The organism is Paraburkholderia sp. Tr-20389 (assembly GCF_017104565.1).
In the GTDB taxonomy this organism is placed as follows: Bacteria; Pseudomonadota; Gammaproteobacteria; order Burkholderiales; family Burkholderiaceae; genus Paraburkholderia.
In genome coordinates this window covers 38,362-57,456 of the sequence record NZ_JAAGPD010000022.1, presented here as the reverse complement: position 1 = coordinate 57,456, position 19,095 = coordinate 38,362, and the positions used below count along the sequence as shown (strand labels likewise).

General features: G+C 64.1%; 18 protein-coding genes and 2 tRNA genes. 7 read left to right on the top strand and 13 right to left on the bottom strand.

The genetic code is table 11. From position 1 onward, the window contains the following. Positions 1-40 precede the first annotated feature (40 nt). Positions 41-1,309, top strand: a complete 1,269-nt coding sequence (locus tag G3N95_RS20730; RefSeq protein WP_205971943.1) for an MFS transporter — start codon at positions 41-43, stop codon at positions 1,307-1,309. Between the two features lie 22 nt (positions 1,310-1,331). Here G3N95_RS20730 and G3N95_RS20725 read toward each other — a convergent pair whose 3' ends face one another. After that, positions 1,332-2,243: an alpha/beta hydrolase gene (locus G3N95_RS20725; protein WP_205971942.1), complete on the bottom strand. Its 912-nt coding sequence runs from the start codon at positions 2,241-2,243 to the stop codon at positions 1,332-1,334. A gap of 303 nt (positions 2,244-2,546) precedes the next feature. On the opposite strand from G3N95_RS20725, the gene G3N95_RS20720 reads away from it, so the two are divergent. Continuing rightward, a complete protein-coding gene (locus tag G3N95_RS20720) occupies positions 2,547-3,944 on the top strand; it encodes an amino acid permease (protein WP_205971941.1) in 1,398 nt (465 codons plus the stop codon). Positions 3,945-4,135: 191 nt separating this feature from the next. Here the strand turns inward: G3N95_RS20720 and G3N95_RS20715 are convergent. Beyond that, positions 4,136-4,220 (bottom strand) — tRNA-Leu (locus G3N95_RS20715). Positions 4,221-4,331: 111 nt separating this feature from the next. After that, the gene (hemN, locus tag G3N95_RS20710; RefSeq protein WP_205971940.1) at positions 4,332-5,744 is read right to left on the bottom strand and encodes an oxygen-independent coproporphyrinogen III oxidase; all 1,413 of its coding nucleotides are present in this window, start codon (positions 5,742-5,744) and stop codon (positions 4,332-4,334) included. A 259-nt stretch (positions 5,745-6,003) separates the two neighbouring features. Here hemN and G3N95_RS20705 point away from each other — a divergent pair, with 259 nt between their 5' ends. The 3 genes from G3N95_RS20705 (at position 6,004) to G3N95_RS20695 (ending at position 7,896) form a co-directional block, all read left to right on the top strand. Next, on the top strand, positions 6,004-6,300 hold the full coding sequence (locus G3N95_RS20705) for a YkgJ family cysteine cluster protein (protein ID WP_205971939.1): 297 nt from the start codon (positions 6,004-6,006) through the stop codon (positions 6,298-6,300). An 86-nt stretch (positions 6,301-6,386) separates the two neighbouring features. After that, entirely contained in the window at positions 6,387-6,980 is a 594-nt protein-coding gene (locus G3N95_RS20700) for a DUF1439 domain-containing protein (protein WP_205971938.1), read from the top strand. A gap of 79 nt (positions 6,981-7,059) precedes the next feature. Beyond that, entirely contained in the window at positions 7,060-7,896 is an 837-nt protein-coding gene (locus G3N95_RS20695; protein WP_205971937.1) for an undecaprenyl-diphosphate phosphatase, read from the top strand. Between the two features lie 99 nt (positions 7,897-7,995). On the opposite strand, the gene trmB is transcribed toward G3N95_RS20695, so the two are convergent. The 5 genes from trmB to G3N95_RS20670 form a co-directional block, all read right to left on the bottom strand. After that, positions 7,996-8,799, bottom strand: a complete 804-nt coding sequence (gene trmB / locus G3N95_RS20690; protein ID WP_205971936.1) for a tRNA (guanosine(46)-N7)-methyltransferase TrmB — start codon at positions 8,797-8,799, stop codon at positions 7,996-7,998. 206 nt (positions 8,800-9,005) lie between these two features. Continuing rightward, positions 9,006-9,080: transfer RNA gene (locus G3N95_RS20685), tRNA-Gly, on the bottom strand. A 79-nt stretch (positions 9,081-9,159) separates the two neighbouring features. Next, positions 9,160-9,723 carry a YggT family protein gene (locus G3N95_RS20680; RefSeq protein WP_205971935.1) on the bottom strand — a complete coding sequence of 188 codons (564 nt, stop codon included), beginning with the start codon at positions 9,721-9,723 and terminating at the stop codon, positions 9,160-9,162. A gap of 137 nt (positions 9,724-9,860) precedes the next feature. Then, a complete protein-coding gene (locus tag G3N95_RS20675) occupies positions 9,861-10,181 on the bottom strand; it encodes an EthD family reductase (protein ID WP_205971934.1) in 321 nt (106 codons plus the stop codon). A 181-nt stretch (positions 10,182-10,362) separates the two neighbouring features. Next, positions 10,363-11,301, bottom strand: a complete 939-nt coding sequence (locus tag G3N95_RS20670) for a DUF2520 domain-containing protein (protein WP_205971933.1) — start codon at positions 11,299-11,301, stop codon at positions 10,363-10,365. Between the two features lie 821 nt (positions 11,302-12,122). Between G3N95_RS20670 and G3N95_RS20665 the strand changes: the two genes are divergently transcribed. Continuing rightward, positions 12,123-12,413, top strand: a complete 291-nt coding sequence (locus G3N95_RS20665) for a hypothetical protein (RefSeq protein ID WP_205971932.1) — start codon at positions 12,123-12,125, stop codon at positions 12,411-12,413. Positions 12,414-12,530: 117 nt separating this feature from the next. Here the strand turns inward: G3N95_RS20665 and G3N95_RS20660 are convergent, their stop codons facing one another. Both G3N95_RS20660 and G3N95_RS20655 read right to left on the bottom strand, forming a co-directional pair. After that, positions 12,531-13,211 carry a LysE family transporter gene (locus G3N95_RS20660; RefSeq protein WP_205971931.1) on the bottom strand — a complete coding sequence of 227 codons (681 nt, stop codon included), beginning with the start codon at positions 13,209-13,211 and terminating at the stop codon, positions 12,531-12,533. 71 nt (positions 13,212-13,282) lie between these two features. Next, positions 13,283-14,860 (bottom strand): UbiD family decarboxylase, encoded by a 1,578-nt coding sequence (locus G3N95_RS20655; RefSeq protein ID WP_205971930.1) that lies wholly within the window; start codon positions 14,858-14,860, stop codon positions 13,283-13,285. A 593-nt stretch (positions 14,861-15,453) separates the two neighbouring features. Here G3N95_RS20655 and G3N95_RS20650 point away from each other — a divergent pair. Beyond that, positions 15,454-16,668 (top strand): transglycosylase SLT domain-containing protein, encoded by a 1,215-nt coding sequence (locus tag G3N95_RS20650; protein WP_205971929.1) that lies wholly within the window; start codon positions 15,454-15,456, stop codon positions 16,666-16,668. 81 nt (positions 16,669-16,749) lie between these two features. Here G3N95_RS20650 and G3N95_RS20645 read toward each other — a convergent pair whose 3' ends face one another. The 3 genes from G3N95_RS20645 to ribH form a co-directional block, all read right to left on the bottom strand. Continuing rightward, positions 16,750-17,943: a pyridoxal phosphate-dependent aminotransferase gene (locus tag G3N95_RS20645; RefSeq protein ID WP_205971928.1), complete on the bottom strand. Its 1,194-nt coding sequence runs from the start codon at positions 17,941-17,943 to the stop codon at positions 16,750-16,752. A gap of 125 nt (positions 17,944-18,068) precedes the next feature. Continuing rightward, positions 18,069-18,506 carry a transcription antitermination factor NusB gene (nusB, locus tag G3N95_RS20640; protein WP_205971927.1) on the bottom strand — a complete coding sequence of 146 codons (438 nt, stop codon included), beginning with the start codon at positions 18,504-18,506 and terminating at the stop codon, positions 18,069-18,071. Beyond that, on the bottom strand, positions 18,503-19,021 hold the full coding sequence (gene ribH / locus G3N95_RS20635; RefSeq protein ID WP_205971926.1) for a 6,7-dimethyl-8-ribityllumazine synthase: 519 nt from the start codon (positions 19,019-19,021) through the stop codon (positions 18,503-18,505). The genes nusB and ribH overlap by 4 nt, the downstream gene beginning before the upstream one ends. Positions 19,022-19,095: the final 74 nt, after the last annotated feature.

Genomic DNA, 19,095 nt, shown 5'->3' with positions numbered 1-19,095 from the left:
TGACGATGGCATTTTCGTCATCGCGTTACGGAGGCCGCCGATGCGCTTTTCTTTCCCTCACTGTCTTTTCCCTCGTGCTCGCGCGGCGTTGCCCGCGGCGTTTCAGCGGCTTGCGTGGTCGAACCTGATCGCACAGTCGGCTGAGCAGATCAGTCTTGCCGCCGCGCCGCTCGTCGCCGTGTTCACGCTGGGCGCCAGCGCTCGCGATACCGGGCTGTTGCAGACGGCGCAGACCTTGCCGTTCCTGCTGCTGTCGATTCCCCTCGGCGTCTACGCCGACCGCCGTTCGCGCCGCGCGCTGATGGCTGTGTCGGAGGGCGTGCGCGCGCTGGCGATGGCGACTGTGCTGCTGCTCGTGCTGTCGCACGCGTTGACGCTGCCGCTGCTCGCCGTGCTCGGCTTTTTCGGCGCGACGGGCACAGTGGCGTACAGCGTCGCCGCGCCTGCGCTCGTGCCCGCTCTCGTCGCGCGCGATGCGCTTTCCGTTGCCAACGGGCGCATCGAACTTGCACGCAGCGTCGCGTATTCGGCGGGGCCGGCGCTGGGCGGACTGCTGGTCGGCTGGATCGGCGCGGGGTGGGCGTATGGCTGCGCGGCGACGCTGTCGGCGCTGGCGGCGGCGCTGTTGGCGGGCTTGCACGAGCCGCAGCGCGCTTCCGCGCCCGCCCGGCACTTCATGCTCGAACTGCGCGACGGCGCGCGCTTCGTATTCGGCGATGCGTTGCTGCGTCCCATGCTCGCGACCGCCGTGTTTTTCAATCTCGGTTTCTTCACGCTGCAGGCGGTGTATGTGCCTTATGCGGTGCATCGGCTGGGACTGGGCGCGTCGGCCGTCGGCGCGACGCTCGGCGCGTACGGCATCGGCATGGTGTGCGGCGCGCTGGCCGCGCCTTCCGTCGCGCGGCGGGTGACGTTCGGGCGCACGCTGATCGTCGGGCCGTTTTGCGGTCTCGGCGCTTCGCTGATGATGGTCGCGACGCTTGCCGTGCCGTCGTTCTGGCTGGCAGCGGCGAGCTTCTTTCTGCTCGGCGCGGGGCCGATCCTGTGGACGGTCGGCTCGACGACGCTGCGTCAGGCGATCACGCCCGTGGGCATGATGGGCCGCGTGTCGGCGCTCAACAGCACGGCGACTTACGGCGCGCGGCCAGTGGGCGCGCTGCTGGGCGCTGCAATCAGCGCACGCTACGGCATGGACGCTTGTCTGGTCGTGGCCGCGCTCGGCTTTGCCGCGCAGGCGTGGATCATCGTGATGTCGCCGGCGGCGCGGCTCGCGCGGATTCCAGATGGCGGCGCGGTGCCGTCCTCATGATGCCTTACGCACCGCGCAGCCCTCACTCCTTGCCGAATTCCTTCGCCGCCCGGTCGATCGCATCCGCCGTCGCGCCTGCGTGGGCGACGGGCATCAGATGGCTAGACGGCGTCTCGACGATGGTCGCGCCGATCCGATGCGCCATCCAGCGCTGGATTTCCGGCGACACGGCGCGATCGCGCGTCGTCACGATGTACCACGACGGCTTGTAGCGCCACGCGGCCTGCGTCGCGCGCTCTTCGAACGATTTGGCCGCGATCGGTTGCTGCGCGGCGACGAGCACGCGGGTCAGGTTCTCGGGGACGTCGGCGGCGATGTCGTTGTGATATCTGGCGGGATCGAACCAGATAAAGCCGGAGCTGTCCTTCGTCATCCCCGAGCCGGCGGGCATCTGCGGGCCGCGCTTGAGAATATCAACCGACGATTCGCCGACGTCCGGCGCGATCGCGGCCACATAGACGAGGCCGACGACCTTCGATGCGTCCGCGCCCGACCCCGCCTCCGTGATCACGAAGCCGCCCCACGAATGCCCGACCAGCACGGTCGGACCGGACAACTGGGCGAGCACGCGTCGGGTGGCGGCGATGTCGTCGGCGAGCGATGTCAGCGGGATCTGCACCGACGCGACGCGATAGCCCTTCTTCTGCAAGCGGGCGATCACGCCGTTCCAGCTCGATCCGTCGACGAACGCGCCGTGCACCAGCACGATGTTCTGCACGGGACCGCCCGGCGGCGTGGAAGCCGCGGCGGGGCGAGGCGCGGGAGCCGGTGCTGCAGCGGGAGGAGGCGCGGGTTCGGCGGCGGAGGGCGCGGGCGGTGTATCGGCCGCCGATGGCTCGGGCTGCGCCGCGGGCTGACCCGTCTGGGCGAGGACGCCGGTTGTGGCGACGCAAGCGCCAAGGAGAACGGCATAGAGCAGATGTTTCGGCGACATGGCGACTCCATCGGCTGGACGGGATTCTGCGAACATACCGAACGCAAGCCAGGGTGACAACCGCAATCACACGCAGTTTTCGGACACGTTGCGCGACGATTTGGCGGGTGCGTGGGATTCCGTTGCGCCTGCTTCGACTGATGCGTCGGGTGCGGCGGCACGGACGCCGCCTGAGCCACGTCCTGGCAAGCACCGCAGGCGAGCGCGCTGCCGAAGGGTACAATTTAGGGTTTTTCCGCGCGGATACTCGCTGCGCGGCGCGTCTTCGGTTGAGTGCAATGCAGTGAAGTGGAGTGAGACATCTTGAGTAACGCAGGGAACAACGGACAGCAGCATGACGGCCTGAAGCGTGGGCTGAAGAACCGCCATATCCAGCTGATCGCGCTGGGCGGCGCGATCGGCACGGGCCTCTTTCTTGGATCCGCGGGGGTATTGAAGGCGGCGGGACCGTCGATGATTCTCGGCTACGCGATCGGCGGCTTCATCGCATTTCTGATCATGCGGCAGCTCGGCGAAATGGTGGCACAGGAGCCCGTCGCGGGTTCGTTCAGCCACTTCGCGTACAAGTACTGGGGCGATTTCCCGGGCTTTCTGTCGGGCTGGAACTACTGGGTGCTGTACGTGCTCGTGAGCATGGCCGAACTGACGGCTGTCGGCACCTATGTGCACTTCTGGTGGCCGGACGTGCCGGCTTGGCTGTCGGCGCTCGTGTGCTTCGTCGCGATCAACGCGATCAACCTCGCGAACGTGAAGGCGTACGGCGAGACCGAGTTCTGGTTCGCGATCATCAAGGTCGTGGCCGTGATCGGCATGATCCTGTTCGGCGGCTACCTGCTGCTGAGCGGCCACGGCGGTCCGCAGGCGTCGATCTCGAACCTGTGGAGCCATGGCGGCTTCTTTCCGCATGGCGTCAACGGTCTATTCATGATGCTCGCCGTGATCATGTTCTCGTTCGGCGGGCTGGAGCTGATCGGTATCACGGCTGCCGAAGCCGACGATCCGCAGAAGAGCATTCCGAAGGCCGTGAACCAGGTGATCTACCGGATCCTGATTTTCTACATCTGCTCGCTGATCGTGCTGTTGTCGCTGTATCCGTGGAATCAGGTCGCGGAGGGCGGCAGCCCGTTCGTGATGATCTTTTCGCAGATCGGCGCAGGGCTGACGGCGAATGTTCTTAACGTCGTCGTGTTGACTGCGGCTCTCTCGGTGTACAACAGCGGTGTCTATGCGAATAGCCGCATGCTCTACGGTCTCGCGGAGCAGGGCAATGCGCCGCGCGCGCTGCTGAAGGTGGATCGACGCGGTGTGCCGTATATGGCGATCGGTCTGTCGGCGGTCGCGACGTTCGCTTGCGTGATCATCAATTACCTGATCCCCGCGAAGGCGCTCGACGTGCTGATGGCGCTCGTCGTCGCTGCGCTGGTGCTGAACTGGTCGTTGATCAGCCTGACGCATCTGAAGTCGCGTCGCGCGATGCTTGCCCAGGGCGAGAAGCTTGTCTTCAAGTCGCTGTGGTTCCCGCTCGGGAACTGGATTTGTCTGGCGTTCATGGCGCTGATTCTCGTGATTCTTGCGCTGACGCCAGGACTCAACGTGTCGGTGCTGCTGGTGCCTGTATGGCTCTTCGTGATGTGGATCGGCTATGTGGTGAAGCGCCGGCGCGCGGCTGCGCATCAGTTGGCGGCGGCGGGCGGGCGTTGAGTCTCGTGTAGATCCGATCCGTTTGATGCAGCGAAGCCGGATTGGCCGTGAGTCGATCCGGCTTTTGTTTTTTTGTAGTGTGTGCTCGCATTCGCCGGGTGCCATTTGGCTTCGGCCAGAAAACACAAAACCCGCGGCATCCGATGGATGAACGCGGGTTCGGTTGGTGACGCTGCGGTGAAGCTGAATTCTGGTGCCCAGGGCCGGACTCGAACCGGCACGCCTTGCGGCGGGGGATTTTGAGTCCCCTGCGTCTACCTGTTTCACCACCTGGGCATGTCTTGCAGACTGACTTCGCGCCAGCTTGACGCCGGGCGAAGACGGAGATTATGGCCGAAAACCCGCTCGCGGGCAAGCCGAACCCTTTCGCCGCGTTCGCTGCTACCGCTATACGGTCCGGGAAAAGCGCTGCATCGACTGCTGCCCCAAGTAGCGGTCGAACACCAATGCGATATTGCGCACGAGCATCCGCCCGGCCACCTGCACGTCGAGCCGCCTGGTGCCGATCTTCACGAGCCCGTCGTCCTCGAATGCGCGGAGGCGCTCCAGTTCCGGCGCGAACGCGTCCTGGAAGCGGATGCCGTACACAGCCTCGAATTCGTCGAAGCGCAACTCCAGGTTGCACATCAGCTGGGTGATGATGTCACGCCGCAGCCGGTCGTCGGCGGTCAGGCGAACGCCGCGCGTGATCGCCAGTTCGCCCTTGTCGATGGCGGCCGCATAGCCCGTCAGGTCTTTCGCGTTCTGCGCATACACGTCGCCGACCTTACCGATCGACGACGCGCCAAAGCCGATCAGATCGCACTCGGCGCGCGTACTGTAGCCCTGGAAGTTGCGATGCAGCGTGCGCTGCGCCTGGGCGCGTGCGAGTTCGTCGGTTGGCAGCGCGAAGTGATCCATGCCGATGTAGACATAGCCCGCATCCGTCAGCCGCTCGACGACCCGTTGCAGGATCGCGAGCCGCTCGGCGGGCGAGGGCAGCGTGGACGCGTCCATCTGCCGCTGCATCTTGAAGAGTTGCGGCATGTGCGCGTAGCCGAACACGGAAAGGCGGTCGGGCGCGAGTTCGAGCATCGTATCGAGCGTCTTGCTGAAGCTGCTCACCGTCTGATACGGCAGACCGTAGATCAGGTCGACGCCGATCGAATGAAAGCCCGTTGCGCGCGCGGCGCGCATCACGCCCGCTGTCATTTCGAGCGGCTGGATGCGGTTGATCGCGCGCTGCACGACGGGATCGAAGTCCTGCACGCCAAGGCTCAAGCGGTTGAAGCCGAGGTTGCGCAAATGCACGATGGTTTTCGGCGGCGCCTCGCGCGGATCGACTTCGATCGAGAATTCGCCTTCCGTATCGCTGCGCAGCAGAAAATGCTCGCGCGTCGCTGCCATCAGCTCTGTCATTTCGTCATGCGACAGAAAAGTCGGCGTGCCGCCACCCCAATGTAGTTGCGACACGGGGCGCGCCGTATCGAAGAGTTCGGCCTGCAGTGCGATTTCGCGCTTGAGGCGTTGGAGATACGGCGTCGAGCGCGCGCGGTTCTTCGTCACCACCTTGTTGCAACCGCAATAGAAGCAGACGGTGTCGCAAAACGGAATGTGAAAGTACAGGGAGAGATCGGTCTCGGCTGCGCCTTGGTCGGCGGCGGCGTGGCGGTAGTGGTCGGGCGAGAAGTCGTCGCGGAACTGGAGCGCTGTCGGGTACGACGTATAGCGCGGACCATTCGCGCTGTACTTAGCGAGCAGGTCGGGGCGGAAAAGCGAATCCGCGGAAGGGAAGGATGGGGCGGAAGGAGCGGTGTTCATCGGATCGGTCTCCAGACGCCCGCCTGACGATGCGCAAGCCGCTTCGGATGCGACTCGTTCTGATGCCCGGCTGAAGTGGAATGTCGCCGTGCGAGCGTGGGTTGAGCTCGAACGAGTGTAAGGGCGCGCGCACGCGAGACATTGGGTAAAAAGGTCGCAACGCGCTAGATGGCACAATGTCGGTTGATCAACATCAAGGTTTCGACGGATTGCACCGCCGTTTGATGTGCTCGTGTGTTCCTGTACCAGGAAGTGTGTCGTGTCTCTCCATCCGTCTCAAACTTCGTCCGCTACGGCGGATCATGCGTGCCGGCCGAAATGCGGCGCGTGCTGCATCGCGCCGTCGATTTCCAGTCCGATTCCCGGCATGCCGCACGGCAAGCCAGCCGGCGTGCGCTGTGTGCAACTCGGCGACGATCTGCGCTGTGCGATCTTCGGTCAGCCGGAACGTCCGGCCTGTTGTTCGGGTCTACAGCCGCAGGCGGACATGTGCGGCAGCTCGCGCGATGAAGCGCTGGTCTGGCTCACGCGTCTCGAAGCCGAGACGCGGCCGTGATCGCCGGCGGTCTGCCCCGAAACACGAACGACAACCCATCGAAAGCAATACCGGCGCGGCGCCCGCCGTGCCACAGGAGAATGTGCATGACCCAATCCGCTGCGCCCGCACGGCGCCGCTTTCTGATTTCCGCGCTGTCCGCCTGTGTTACCGCAGGCGTGACGGCGCCGCTCGTCGCGTGCGCAACGTCGACGTTTCCGTTTATTCCGGATCACTACACGTTTTCGCAAAAGCAGGTTCAGGATGCGGTCCAGCGCAAGTTTCCGTATCAGCGCACGGTGTCGCAGGTGTTCGATGTCGCGCTGGCCAATCCCGTCGTTGGCTTGTTGCCCGATACGAACCGCGTCTCGGTGCGGCTCGACGCGCGACTCGCCAGTCCGTTCCTGCAGCAGCCGGTGAACGGCGTGTTCACGCTGTCGAGCCAGCTCGAATACGATCCGCAAAGCCGTTCGGTCGTGCTGCGCGCGCCGAATGTCGAGAACGTCAGCGTCGACGGCAACGCGCAGGCCTACACGCAGCAGATCAACGCGGCCGCCGCCGTGCTCGCGACCCAGCTGCTGACCAACTATCCCGTCTACACGTTCAAGCCCGAGCAGCTGCAATTTGCCGGAGTGAATTACGAACCCGGTACAATCACGGTCCTTACAAACGGCATACGCGTGCAGATCGTCGAAAAGTGACGCATGCGCGGCCGGGCGGCCGCGCCAACCTTGCTGACGCGGCCGCATCGCCCACCAACTCCAAGCGAAAAGGCCACGGATGGACTGGATCATCACGTTGAAGGCGCTGATTCTCGGCGTCGTGGAAGGCTTGACTGAATTTTTGCCGGTGTCGAGCACGGGTCACCTGATCGTGGCCGGCAGTCTGCTGAATTTCGACGTTCCGCAGGAAAAGACATTCGACGTCGTGATCCAGCTCGGCGCGATTCTCGCCGTGTGCTGGGAATTCCGGCAGCGCATCATCGACGTCGTGGCGGGGCTCGCGACGCGCATCGAGTCGCGGCGCTTCACGCTGAACGTGATCATCGCGACGATTCCGGCGATCGTGCTGGGCTTGCTGCTCGAGAAATCGATCAAGGCGGTGCTGTTCTCGCCCGTGCCCGTCGCGTTTGCGCTGGTGGTGGGCGGCGTGCTGATCCTCTGGGTCGAGGCCCGGCAACGCAACCGGCCCGAGGTACGCGCGCGCGTCCATTCGATCGACGACCTGAGTCCGCTCGACGCGCTCAAGGTCGGTCTCGCGCAATGCTTCGCGCTGATTCCGGGCATGTCGCGCTCCGGCTCGACGATCATCGGCGGCATGCTGTTCGGGCTCGACCGGCGCGTTGCGACCGAGTTCTCGTTCTTCCTCGCAATACCCATCATCTTCGGCGCGACCGTCTACGAGCTGCACAAGGGCTGGCACGAACTGTCGTCCGATGCGCTCGGGCTCTTCTCGATCGGCTTTCTGGCGGCGTTCGTCAGTGCGTTCGCGTGCGTGCGCTGGCTGCTGCGCTACATCGCCGCACACGATTTCAGCGCGTTCGCCTGGTATCGGATCGGCTTCGGCTTGCTGATTCTGCTGATCGGCTATAGCGGCGGCCTGAGCTGGGCGGACTGACGTTTCGCCCGTTTCGCCCGTTTCGACGTTCCGAATGTGAAAAAGGCCCGCGGTATGAAAATCGCGGGCCTTTTTTGTTTCAGTTGAAGCAAACGTGCGTCAGCTGTTCGGACGACGCTTGTAGATCAGATCCCACACGCCGTGCCCGAGGCGCAGACCGCGCTTCTCGAACTTCGTCACGGGACGATAGTCGGGACGCGGCGCGTAATCGTCGGCGGTGTTCTCGAGCGCGGTTTCCGCGCCGAGCACTTCGAGCATCTGTTCCGCATAGTTCTGCCAGTCGGTTGCGCAATGAATGTACGCGCCGGGCTTCATCCGCGACACCAGCAGCGCGACGAACTTCGGCTGGATCAGGCGGCGCTTGTGATGACGCGCCTTGTGCCACGGATCGGGGAAGAAGATATGCACGCCGTCCAGACTCTCCGGCGCGATCATGTTTTCGAGCACTTCAACGGCGTCGTGCTGGATGATGCGGATGTTCGACAGATTCTGCTCGCCCATCAGCTTGAGCAGCGCGCCGACGCCCGGCTCGTGGACTTCGACGCCGAGAAAATCGTCGTCGCGACGATGCGACGCGATCTCGGCCGTCGTCGCGCCCATGCCGAAGCCGATTTCCAGAATGCGCGGCGCGCGGCGTCCAAAGACGGTTTCCCAATCCGGCTGCTCGGGCGTATAGGGCACGACGAAACGGGGGCCGAGTTCGTCCATCGCGCGACGCTGTCCCGTCGATACGCGGCCCGCGCGCGTCACGAAGCTGCGGATGCGGCGCAGGTGCAGTGCGCTTTCCGGCGCTGCGACGTCGGCGGTTTCGACGGATTCAGGTGGTTCGCTGTCCGGCGCTTCGTTGCCCGTAAGCTGGGAAAGGTCGCGCGGCAGACCGGCTTCGTTCGGATCGTGAATCATCGTGATGAAGACTTGAGTGGCGGCGGAAATCACTGAATTGACAGAGCGTGAGGCGCGTCGTTCGGTGTTCGCGGCCGGTGGTACGCAGAAGCACGCTACAGGAAACACGCTACAAAAAAGCCGCCTTCAGGGAGGCGGCTCTCACGCTGGATTTTCCGCCTGGTTTCTCCGCCCGTGCGTTGCGCGGCGGAGGGAGCGGCTGAAATTGGAGCGGGCGATGGGAATCGAACCCACGTCTCTAGCTTGGGAAGCTAGGGTAATAACCATTATACGACGCCCGCAGAGCGCGCCATTTTACGCGGATTCGGCTGCTTTGGGCAAATCGCCGGAGGCGCCGGGCATCCGGCATCGCAAGCCGTGTCAGATGCCGAACAGTGTCAGCGACACGGCCGCGCGCGTCACGACCATCAGCAGCACCTGGACGATCACGAACAGCAGGATCGGCGACAGATCGATGCCGCCGAGGCGCGGCATGATCTTGCGCAGCGGGTCGAGAAACGGCGCCGTCAGCTGATACAGGATCGGCATGGCGGGCGAACGCGGATTGAGCCACGACAGCAGCGCCATCAGGATCGTCAGCCAGATCAGCAGGTTCAGCGCCCATTTGACGACCGTCAACAGCGCGACGATCAGCAGCGACGGCATCAGCCCGAGCGGATCGACGCCGACGATCGCGACCATCAGCACGACGTAGACAAGCGATGTGAGCAGCGCCGCGACGACACTCGCCCAATCGATGCCGCGCGTGCCCGGAATGATCTTGCGCAGAGGCAGCACGAGCCAGTTGGTCGCCTGCATGACGGCGCTCGACACCGGGTTGTACGGCTGCATGCGGATGAACTGGAGCCAGGCGCGCAGCAGCAGCGCCGCGCCGAACAGCGTGAAGATGGTATTGAGCAGAAAACGGGCGATATCGCCGAACATCGTGGATCCTTTCCTTCAGAAAACGCCCCGGCGGGCGGGACGCATGGCGCCGGGAGGCCGGCGGACGGCTGACACTATGGCGCGCAGAACAGACACTGCGCAGTTCGCCACAGCACGCTTGCGCGCGGATCGCCGGACTAGACGGCGACCTTGACTTCGCTGATCAGGATCTTGCCGTTGCCGCCGTCCGTGTAATTGGGAATGTCGGCGAGCAATGTGTCGCTGGCGGGTTTGAAGACTTCGTAAAACGCCTCGACCGTGTCGAACAGAAAGTGACCCGCCGCGACGAACGGCGGCGGCGAGCCCGGCGGCCCGGCGTTGATGCCGATGTCGACCGACCAGCCCTTCAGCGCCGCGCCAAACAGTTTCGCGGCAAGCGGCATGTGCGTACCGCAGTAATAGTCGACGTCGAAACGTCCGCCTTCTCGATACGGATAGAGGATGCTGACCTTGATCATTGTGCGTTCTCGTCGGTTGGTCACGAAGCGCCGGCGGGTGCCGTGCATCTCATGCGCCCGCTGCGTGTCGTTGCCCGCGTGGTGGCCGGCAGTGCTGACGGGACTCTGTCCTTGCCGCCCATCCCGTCGCGGACGGTGGTCATGATGGCCCCGCTCATGCCGGACGTCACATTATCACGGCTTACTCCACGCTTGCACCTTTCGCTGCGCCTTTGAGCGTGCGGCTGAGCGACTGTTCGACGACTGCCGCGATCGCATCGATCGCGGCGGGCGGCGTCGTACGCTGGCGCGCGAGTGCAACCGCCCGGCGCGACATCAGGCCGAACAGCGCGCCGTGATCGCCGCCCAGTCCTTCCAGCAGCGACAGTTGCTTTTCCACCACGCCGACGTCGCCGCGTGAAACCGGTCCCGCCAACGCATTGGCGAGGCCGCGGTCGTGAGCTGTTTCGAGCGTGCGCGTCATCATCGGCAGCAGGGCGCGCAACGCGTCATGTTCGTCGAACCCGAGTTCGCGCCACAAGGCCACGTTTTCAGCCAGACTGCATAACGCGAATCCCGCCGCGTAGTGCGCTGCCGCGTGATACAGCAGGCGGCCGTCGGCGGGAATCGACAGCGGATGGCAGTGCAGCGCGGCGGCGAGCGCCACCAGCGCGTCCTTGAGCGCGCCGTCCGCCTCGATCGTCACCGAGCAGCCGGCGATTCGATCGACATCTGTCAAATCGCCGCTGAACAGGTAAAGTGGATGAAAACCGCCGATCGACGCGCCCTGGTCCCGAGCCGGGGCAAGCAGTTCGACGGGCGACGCACCGCTGCAATGCACGACGGCCCAGGCTTCCTTGCCGGGCGCTGCGCGGGCGGGAAAGGCGAGTGTGTTCGCTGTCGTACCGATGCTGTCATCGGGGACGGTTAAAAAGAGTATGTCCGCCGACTCGACGGCCCGCTGAGGGTCGTCATACGCGGCGCAGAATTCGATCTGACTGGCGAGCCGTCGTGCCGATTCGGGCGTGCGGCTCGCGATGGCCGTGACGGGATATCCGGCGCGTGCGAAACCGGGCGCAAGGCAGCGCGCAATCCGGCCCGCGCCGATGAAGCCCAGGCGCGGCAAGGAGGGCTGGGACATGGTTCCTGCTCCCGACGGGACTGAAGAAGGAAGCTGGAGTATCGCGCTCCAATAAATTGGCGGCGCGAACTGGCGGCTTCGGCAGGTGGTTTGGGCGCACGCCGACGCGTATTTCGCGGTCAACTGATGCTTTCAGGACCGCTCGCTGGCGCACGACAGCAGGTAGTCGTGCGAGCAGGCGCGAATACTGCTTTCAGGATTTCCGTAGGAGTGGATAGGCAGTCACCGTGGTTTTCTATGTCTCGCAGTCAGATTCGGGAGGTTACGATGAGCATCTTTGCTTACCGAAAGCACTTGCGGTTCCTCACGCACTCTCAGCGTCGTCGCTGGTGGGATCAGAAGAAGCGGCTTACCCCTCGGGTGAAGATTAGCGGTGCCTATGTGCCACCCAATGTCACGCGCGAGTTCACGTATGTGAAAGTCGGTTGACGCTCATTCGAATCGGATCATGCAAAACGCCCGGCCAGTCGGCCGGGCGTTTTTCGTTTGCGCCTGCATCGCTTGCGGGACGGTGTGATGCGCGTCCGCAACGGCTATTAGGCGAATTTGTAAATAAAGATTACCGACGTGCCGCGTGCGCTTCCGACCAGGCCGGTCAGGATGCCCGATCCACGTCGGAAGCGCGGGCAAACCCTTGATTTTCGACACCATCTGCATCATCTAACTAATGGTGAGATCGCGCTGGCTGACGAACCGCTTTCCCGCAATTGCAATTTGCAACAAATGCAGACAACGGCATGCAGACTTTTTCGATACATTGAACTCACAGCATGTCCGTCATGCGACCGGTCACAAAGGCCGAGCCGCCAGGAGAAATACAAGTGAAGAAGATCGTTCCGTTTATCGCTGCTGCCGCACTCGGGGTTGGACTGAGCACTGCAGCGCAGGCTCATGTGTCCGTCGGTATCGGGATCGGTGTCCCTGTTGCGCCGGCCTATCCCGTCTACGCGGCGCCGCCGCCCGCTTACTATGCGCCGCCTCCCGTGGTCTACGCACCGCCGCCGCCCGTGGTGGTCGCGCCTGTGGTGGTCGGCGGTGGTTACTATGGTTACGGTTATCACCGGCCTTACTACCATCACGGCTATTACGGCCGCCCGTATTATCGTTATTGATTTTCCGGCTGCGTAGCGCCTGGCGCTGCGCGAGTCGAATGAAAAACGGCGCAATGCCGGCTCGATGCCGCATTGCGCCGTTTGCATTGTGTCGCCACGAAACTGCTGCGCCGTCGCTCAGCTAGCCGCAGCGTGCGCCGTCGGCACGATCAGTTCGTGGTAGCCGTTGACGATCACGCTGTACGAGAAATAAGCGAACAACAGCGCCGACAGCACGTGACAGATGCGCAGCAGTCCAGTGCCCGCACGCTTGCGTCCGTGGCTCGCCAGTCCGCAGATGAAGAGCGTCCAGCACAGCCCACCGAGGAAGAAGCCGCCTAGAAACACGGGCGCCGTCGTCGCCGACGTCGCGCCTGCCTTGGCGATCAGCGCGCCGCCGACGGCCGCGAACCACAGGATGGCGCTAGGTGAAGAGATCGCGAGCAGTACGCCGCGCAGGAAGCCGCGCTTCGGATCGAGATGCGGCGTCGACGCGTCGGCTTCGCCTTCGACGGGTGGCGCCGATGCCGGAAACAGCGCCTCGCGCGCCATCTTCCATGTCAAAAAAAGCAGAATTGCCGCGCCGCCGATCCACACGACCCAGCGCACCGACTCGAACTGCAGCAGCGCGGCCATGCCCGCGAGCGCGAGCGCCGCGTAAATCAGATCGCCGAAACAGGAACCGAGGCCGAGCCAGAAGCCGGGCTTGAAGCCGTGCGACAACGTCAGCGAAATGATCGCGACGTTGACGAGGCCGATATCGAGGCACAACGACAGCGAGAGAAAAAAACCGTCCGACAACATCGACAAGCTATGCATCCGTTCGACCGCTTTGATGATTGTTATTGTTGAGAGGGCGGCGGTTGCGTCGCCTGCAACCCCGCCTCGGCTTACAGGCCGAGTTCGTTCCACAGACCGTCGATGCGTGCCTTGACGGCGTCATCCATCACGATCGGCCGGCCCCATTCGCGGTCGGTTTCGCCGGGCCATTTGTTGGTTGCGTCGAGTCCCATCTTCGAACCGAGTCCGGCAACGGGCGACGCAAAATCCAGATAGTCGATGGGCGTGCGATCGACCAGCACGGTGTCGCGCGACGGGTCGATACGCGTCGTGATCGCCCAGATCACTTCCTTCCAGTCGCGGATGTTCACGTCTTCGTCGACCACGACGATGAACTTCGTGTACATGAACTGCCGCAGAAAGCTCCACACGCCGAACATGACGCGCTTCGCATGGCCGGGATAGCTCTTCTTCATCTGCACGATGGCCATCCGGTAACTGCAGCCTTCGGGCGGCAGATAAAAGTCGGTGATTTCGGTGAACTGCTTCTGCAGCAGCGGCACGAATACCTCATTCAGCGCGACGCCCAGCACGGCCGGCTCGTCGGGCGGTTTGCCCGTGTAGGTGGAGTGATAGATCGCGTCGCGGCGCATCGTGATGCGCTCGATCGTGAACACGGGAAACCATTCCTGCTCGTTGTAGTAGCCGGTGTGGTCGCCGTACGGACCTTCGAGCGCGTGCTCATAGGCTGCGCTCGCGCCTTTCGACGGACGCGGCGGCGCACCTTCGGGCGCGGGCGCCAACGTGCCTTCCTGCGGGTAAATGAAGCCTTCCAGCACGATCTCCGCGCGCGCGGGCACCTGCAGCGTGTCGACGCCCGGCGTGATGCACTTCGCGAGCTCCGTGCGGCCGCCGCGCAGCAGGCCCGCGAACTGGTATTCGGACAGCGTGTCGGGCACGGGCGTCACGGCGCCGAGGATTGTTGCCGGATCGGCGCCCAGAACGACTGCGACGGGATACGGTTTGCCCGGGTTCTTCAACGCGAACTCGCGGAAGTCGAGCGCGCCGCCGCGATGCGCGAGCCAGCGCATGATGACCTTGTTGCGTCCAATCACCTGCTGCCGGTAGATACCCAGATTCTGCCGCGTCTTGTTCGGCCCACGCGTGACCGTGAGGCCCCAGGTGATCAGCGGACCAGCGTCGCCGGGCCAGCAGGTCTGGATGGGCAGCTTTGCGAGATCGACGTCGTTGCCTTCCCAGACGATTTCCTGGCAGGGCGGGGCGCTCACCGTCTTCGGCGCCATGTCCCAGACCGCCTTCGCCAGCGACAGCAGCTTGCCCGCGTCTTTGAGGCCCTTGGGCGGCTCCGGCTCCTTCAGCGCGGACAGCAGACGCCCGACGTCGCGCAGCGACTCGAGCGCGGCCTGATCGCCTCCGGCGTCGCCTGGCGTAGCCGTATCGATGCCCATACCGAGCGCGACCCGCCGCGGCGTGCCGAACAGATTGCCGAGCACCGGGAACGCGTGTGTTTCTTTCGACTCGAACAGCAGCGCCGGGCCGGCTGCGCGCAGCACACGGTCGCACAGTTCCGTCATTTCCAGGACAGGCGACACCGGTTGCGGGATGCGGCGCAACTCACCGAGCGATTCGAGGCGGCTCGCGAAGTCACGCAGGTCTTTGTATTTCATCGGTCTGTTCTGGCTGCGATGCAGGAGCTAGGAATGCAGGCGGCGCGGTGACCAACTGATGACGAACGACCGCGCCGAATGGATTGTCGATTTTACCTGCGTTAGGAAGCGCACGTTGAATACGGAAAATGCCAATCGGCTGGAACGCCCGTATGCAGGGCGCCTGGCGCTCCTGAACACTGTTCATTATTACAATTGGTTATGGTTTTGACAGTTTATAGTGTTGACGATCTATAAAACCCTGATAAAATCCGGTCACATCGGTTGCAGGGATTTGATAGTTTTTACCACCGTCCCCCGGTCCTTCAGACGCAACGCGTCGCTCTTACCGCCCCTGCACGGTATTGACGGTCATATGTAGTCTTCACCAGCGCACTTCGACGCTGGTTTTTCGCGTGGGAGCCACCGAATGCGTGCTTTTCGGCATGCAGGCGGCCCTTTTCGAGATTTTGGCTCCTCAACGGTACTTTTTGCCGTTTTCCCGACGTCGTTAGCGCCTTAACCAGAGCGCGCGTCGTCTTGGCTTTTGCGAACCAGCAGTCCAACCGTTCGTTTTTACGGTGTTCGCGGAGCCAGCAACATGGGAGATCTGAATGAACGCCTGGTTATCGTGGCGTCCCAACGAGCGGCTCGCGCAGGTCATGCGCGGCGCGCTGCGTCAAGGGACGCGTTTGAGTCATCATCTTTTCAGCATGGTCGGCGGAGCTGCTGTCCTGTTCGCGCTCACGCTTTGGCTGATGCCCGGCTGGCGCCTGACGCTGGCAACGCGGCTGATGCCCTTCATTTCGGCCGCCGTGCAGGCTGGTCCCGCACGTCTGCTGCAGGGCAATCCGCTGCCGTCGTTCGCGCCTCAACAGCGCAGCAACCCGGCGCCGCAGGACGATACGCTGTCGAGCACGTCTGGCTCTTCCAGCTCTTCGAAACCGGCCGACACGCCCAACACCGCGGCGGCCGCCGCTGACGCCGGCTACAACGTCGCCAGCGACAACAGCAGCTTCACGGCTCCGTCAGGCGCGGGCGTCAGCACGGGCCTTTCCTCCGCAGCCCTCAACGGCCTTGATCCGCGTACGCTGCCGAGCGTCGGCACGATCGCGTCGATGATCCCGTCGCAACGCGTGTCGCCCGATGCACGCGATGACCGCGTGCTGGTCTCCACCCGCGAGCAGGATCTGGTTGCCACCTTTATCGCGCGGCGCTATCGCGTTGCCCAGGAGCCCGTCAGCGAGCTTGTGAAAGCCGCTTTCGACACAGGCCGTGAAGTTGGCCTCGACCCGCTGCTGCTGCTCGCCGTGATGGCGATCGAGTCGGGCTTCAACCCGTACGCGGAAAGCGGCGTCGGCGCGAAAGGCCTGATGCAGGTCATGTCGACGGTGCATTCGGACAAATTCCGCTACTTCGGCGGTCAGAGCGCAGCGCTCGAGCCGCTGGCGAACATCAAGGTCGGCGCGATCGTACTGAAGGATTGCATCGCGCGCGGCGGTTCGCTGCCGGGTGGCCTGCGCCTGTACGTCGGTTCGACCTCGCCGGACGATGGCGGCTACGGCGCGAAGGTGATGGCCGAGCGCACGCGTCTGCGTGACGTGGCGCGTGGCCGAAAGGTGCCGATCAACTCTCCGCAGGCGCCGGCGACGGTGCAGGCTTCGACGCCGACGTCCACCGCGGCCTCGAATGGCGCGAACAAGCGCGTCCAGGTGACCCTGGAAGGGCATCCGCTGACGGCGGCGACGCCGGTGAAGGGTGTGGAGCAGGACGACGCGAGCGCGAACGCGGCAAAGCATCCGACGCAGCAGCCTGAACTGGGCGCCTGAACGCGGATTCGGGCTTCGCTGTTCCGACCAATGAAAAAGGGCACCTCGCGGTGCCCTTTTTCATTGGTCGGCCGGTTGCGCTCAGCCGCCGAACAGCTTGCGCAGGCGCTCGACGGCCTCTTCCAGCTTCGAATAAGCCGTCGCATACGAGAGGCGAATGTACTCGCGCGGCTGATACGAACCGAAATCCATGCCCGGCACGAGCACGACGCCCGCATCGTGCAGCATCGCCCGGGTCAGCGCGGCACTGTCGCCGGCGGCCGGATGCGCGACGCTGCGGCAGTCCGCATAGACGTAGAACGCGCCGTCCGGCATGACGGGCACCGAGAAGCCGAGCGATTCGAGCGCGGGCGCAATGAAATCGCGGCGGCGCTTGAATTCGAGCCGGCGGCCTTCGTAGATCGACAGGGTATCCGGCTCGAAGCAGGCGAGCGCCGCATGCTGCGCGAGCGCCGACGCGCAGATGAACAGGTTCTGCGCGAGCTTTTCGAACGCGCCGACGAGGGCGGGCGGCACCACGAGCCAGCCCAGACGCCAGCCCGTCATGTTGAAGTACTTCGAAAAGCTGTTGACGGTGACCACATCCTCGCCGAACGACAGCGCGGACACGGGCGGCGCGTCATAGCTCAGACCCTGGTAGATTTCGTCGACGATCGTGAAGCCCCCGCGCGCACGGACCGCTTCGACGATGCGCTTGAGTTCGGCCGGCTCGATCGACGTGCCCGTCGGATTGGACGGCGAAGCGAGCAGCACGCCGCGCGTGTTCGCGTTCCACAGACGCTCGACGTCGCTCGCCGTCAGCTGGAAGCGCTCGGCCGGGCCGCTTGGGACCAGCACGGGTTTGCCTTCGGCGGCAGCGACGAAATGACGGTTGCACGGATAGCTGGGGTCGGGCATCAGCACTTCGTCGTCGCGATCGACGAGTGCCGCGCAAGCCAGCAGCAGCGCCGCCGACGCACCCGCCGTCACGACGATGCGCGCCGGGTCGATATCGAGGCCGTACGCGTGTTTGTAGTGCCCGGCGATTGCCTCGCGCAGCGGGTGAATACCGAGCGCGCTCGTGTACTGCGTGACGCCGCTGCGCAGCGCGCGCGTCGCCGCCTCGATGACGGGTTCGGGCGCGGTGAAGTCGGGTTCGCCGATTCCCATGTGGATGATGTCGCGCCCGGCGCGCTCCAGCAGCGCCGCTTCCTTCGCCAGTTCCATTACGTAGAACGGCTGGATGGCGTCGACGCGGGCGGCGAGTTTCACGAGGGGTTCGGTCACGCTGTTCATTCGATCAATCCAGTTCAATGCAAAACGCGCGGTCATCGCCGCGCAAACAACAAAGGCGGGCCAGCGTAACGCCGGACCCGCCTGCATCGCCAACAGTTGAAGGCGCCTACGCTCGTCGAGAACGCTTACTGCTTGCGGGCCGCGGCCTGCGTCTCGTCGACGCGCAGCTTCGCCGACAGCTTGTCCAGCACGCCGTTCACGTACTTGTAGCCGTCCGCGCCGCCGAAGGTCTTCGCCAGTTCGACCGCCTCGTTGATCACGACTCGATACGGAATGTCGACGTGATTCTTCAGCTCGTACGCGGCCACCAGCAGCACCGCGCGCTCGACGGGCGACAACTGCTCGATGGGGCGGTCGAGGCAAGGCGTGAGATCGGTGGACAGTGCCTCCGAATCGCGGATCACGCCGTGCAGGATGGCGTCCAGATGTTCGTGGTCGGCCTTGTCGTAACCTTGGGCGCCACGCAACTGCGCGTCGATCTCACCTGCCGGCGAACCCGACAGCAGCCACTGATAAAGCCCCTGCGTGGCCAGTTCGCGGGAGCGTCGGCGTGCGCTCTTCATGCCCGTTCCTCTTCTTCGTCCTCGTCTTCGCCTTCGTCGTCCTCGTCGCCGTCCAGCTGTTCCAGCGCGACGGCGAGGTTCGCCATTTCGACGGCCGTGCGGGCCGCATCACGACCCTTCTCGGTCATGCGTGCGACGGCCTGCTCGTCGTTTTCCGTGGTCAACACGGCATTCGCGACGGGAATGCCGAAGTCGAGCGCGATGCGCGAGATGCCCGAGCCGCTTTCGTTCGACACGAGTTCGAAGTGATACGTCTCGCCGCGAATGACCGCGCCGAGCGCGATCAGCGCGTCGAACTGACCGCTTTCGGCGAGCTTTTGCAGCGCGAGGGGGATTTCCAGCGCGCCCGGCACGGTGACGAGCAGCACGTCTTCGCCCGTCACGCCGAGGCGTTCGAGTTCTTCGATGCAGGCGTCCGCGAGGCCATTGCAAACAGGTTCGTTAAAGCGCGATTGGACGATGCCGATGCGCAGGCCGTCGCCGTCGAGATTCGGTTGGTATTGTCCGATTTCCATATGAGATCCGTAGAGTGTTGGTTGAGCGCAGACAAGCAGAAACTAAGCGACAACTGAGCAAAAACTGGTCGTGA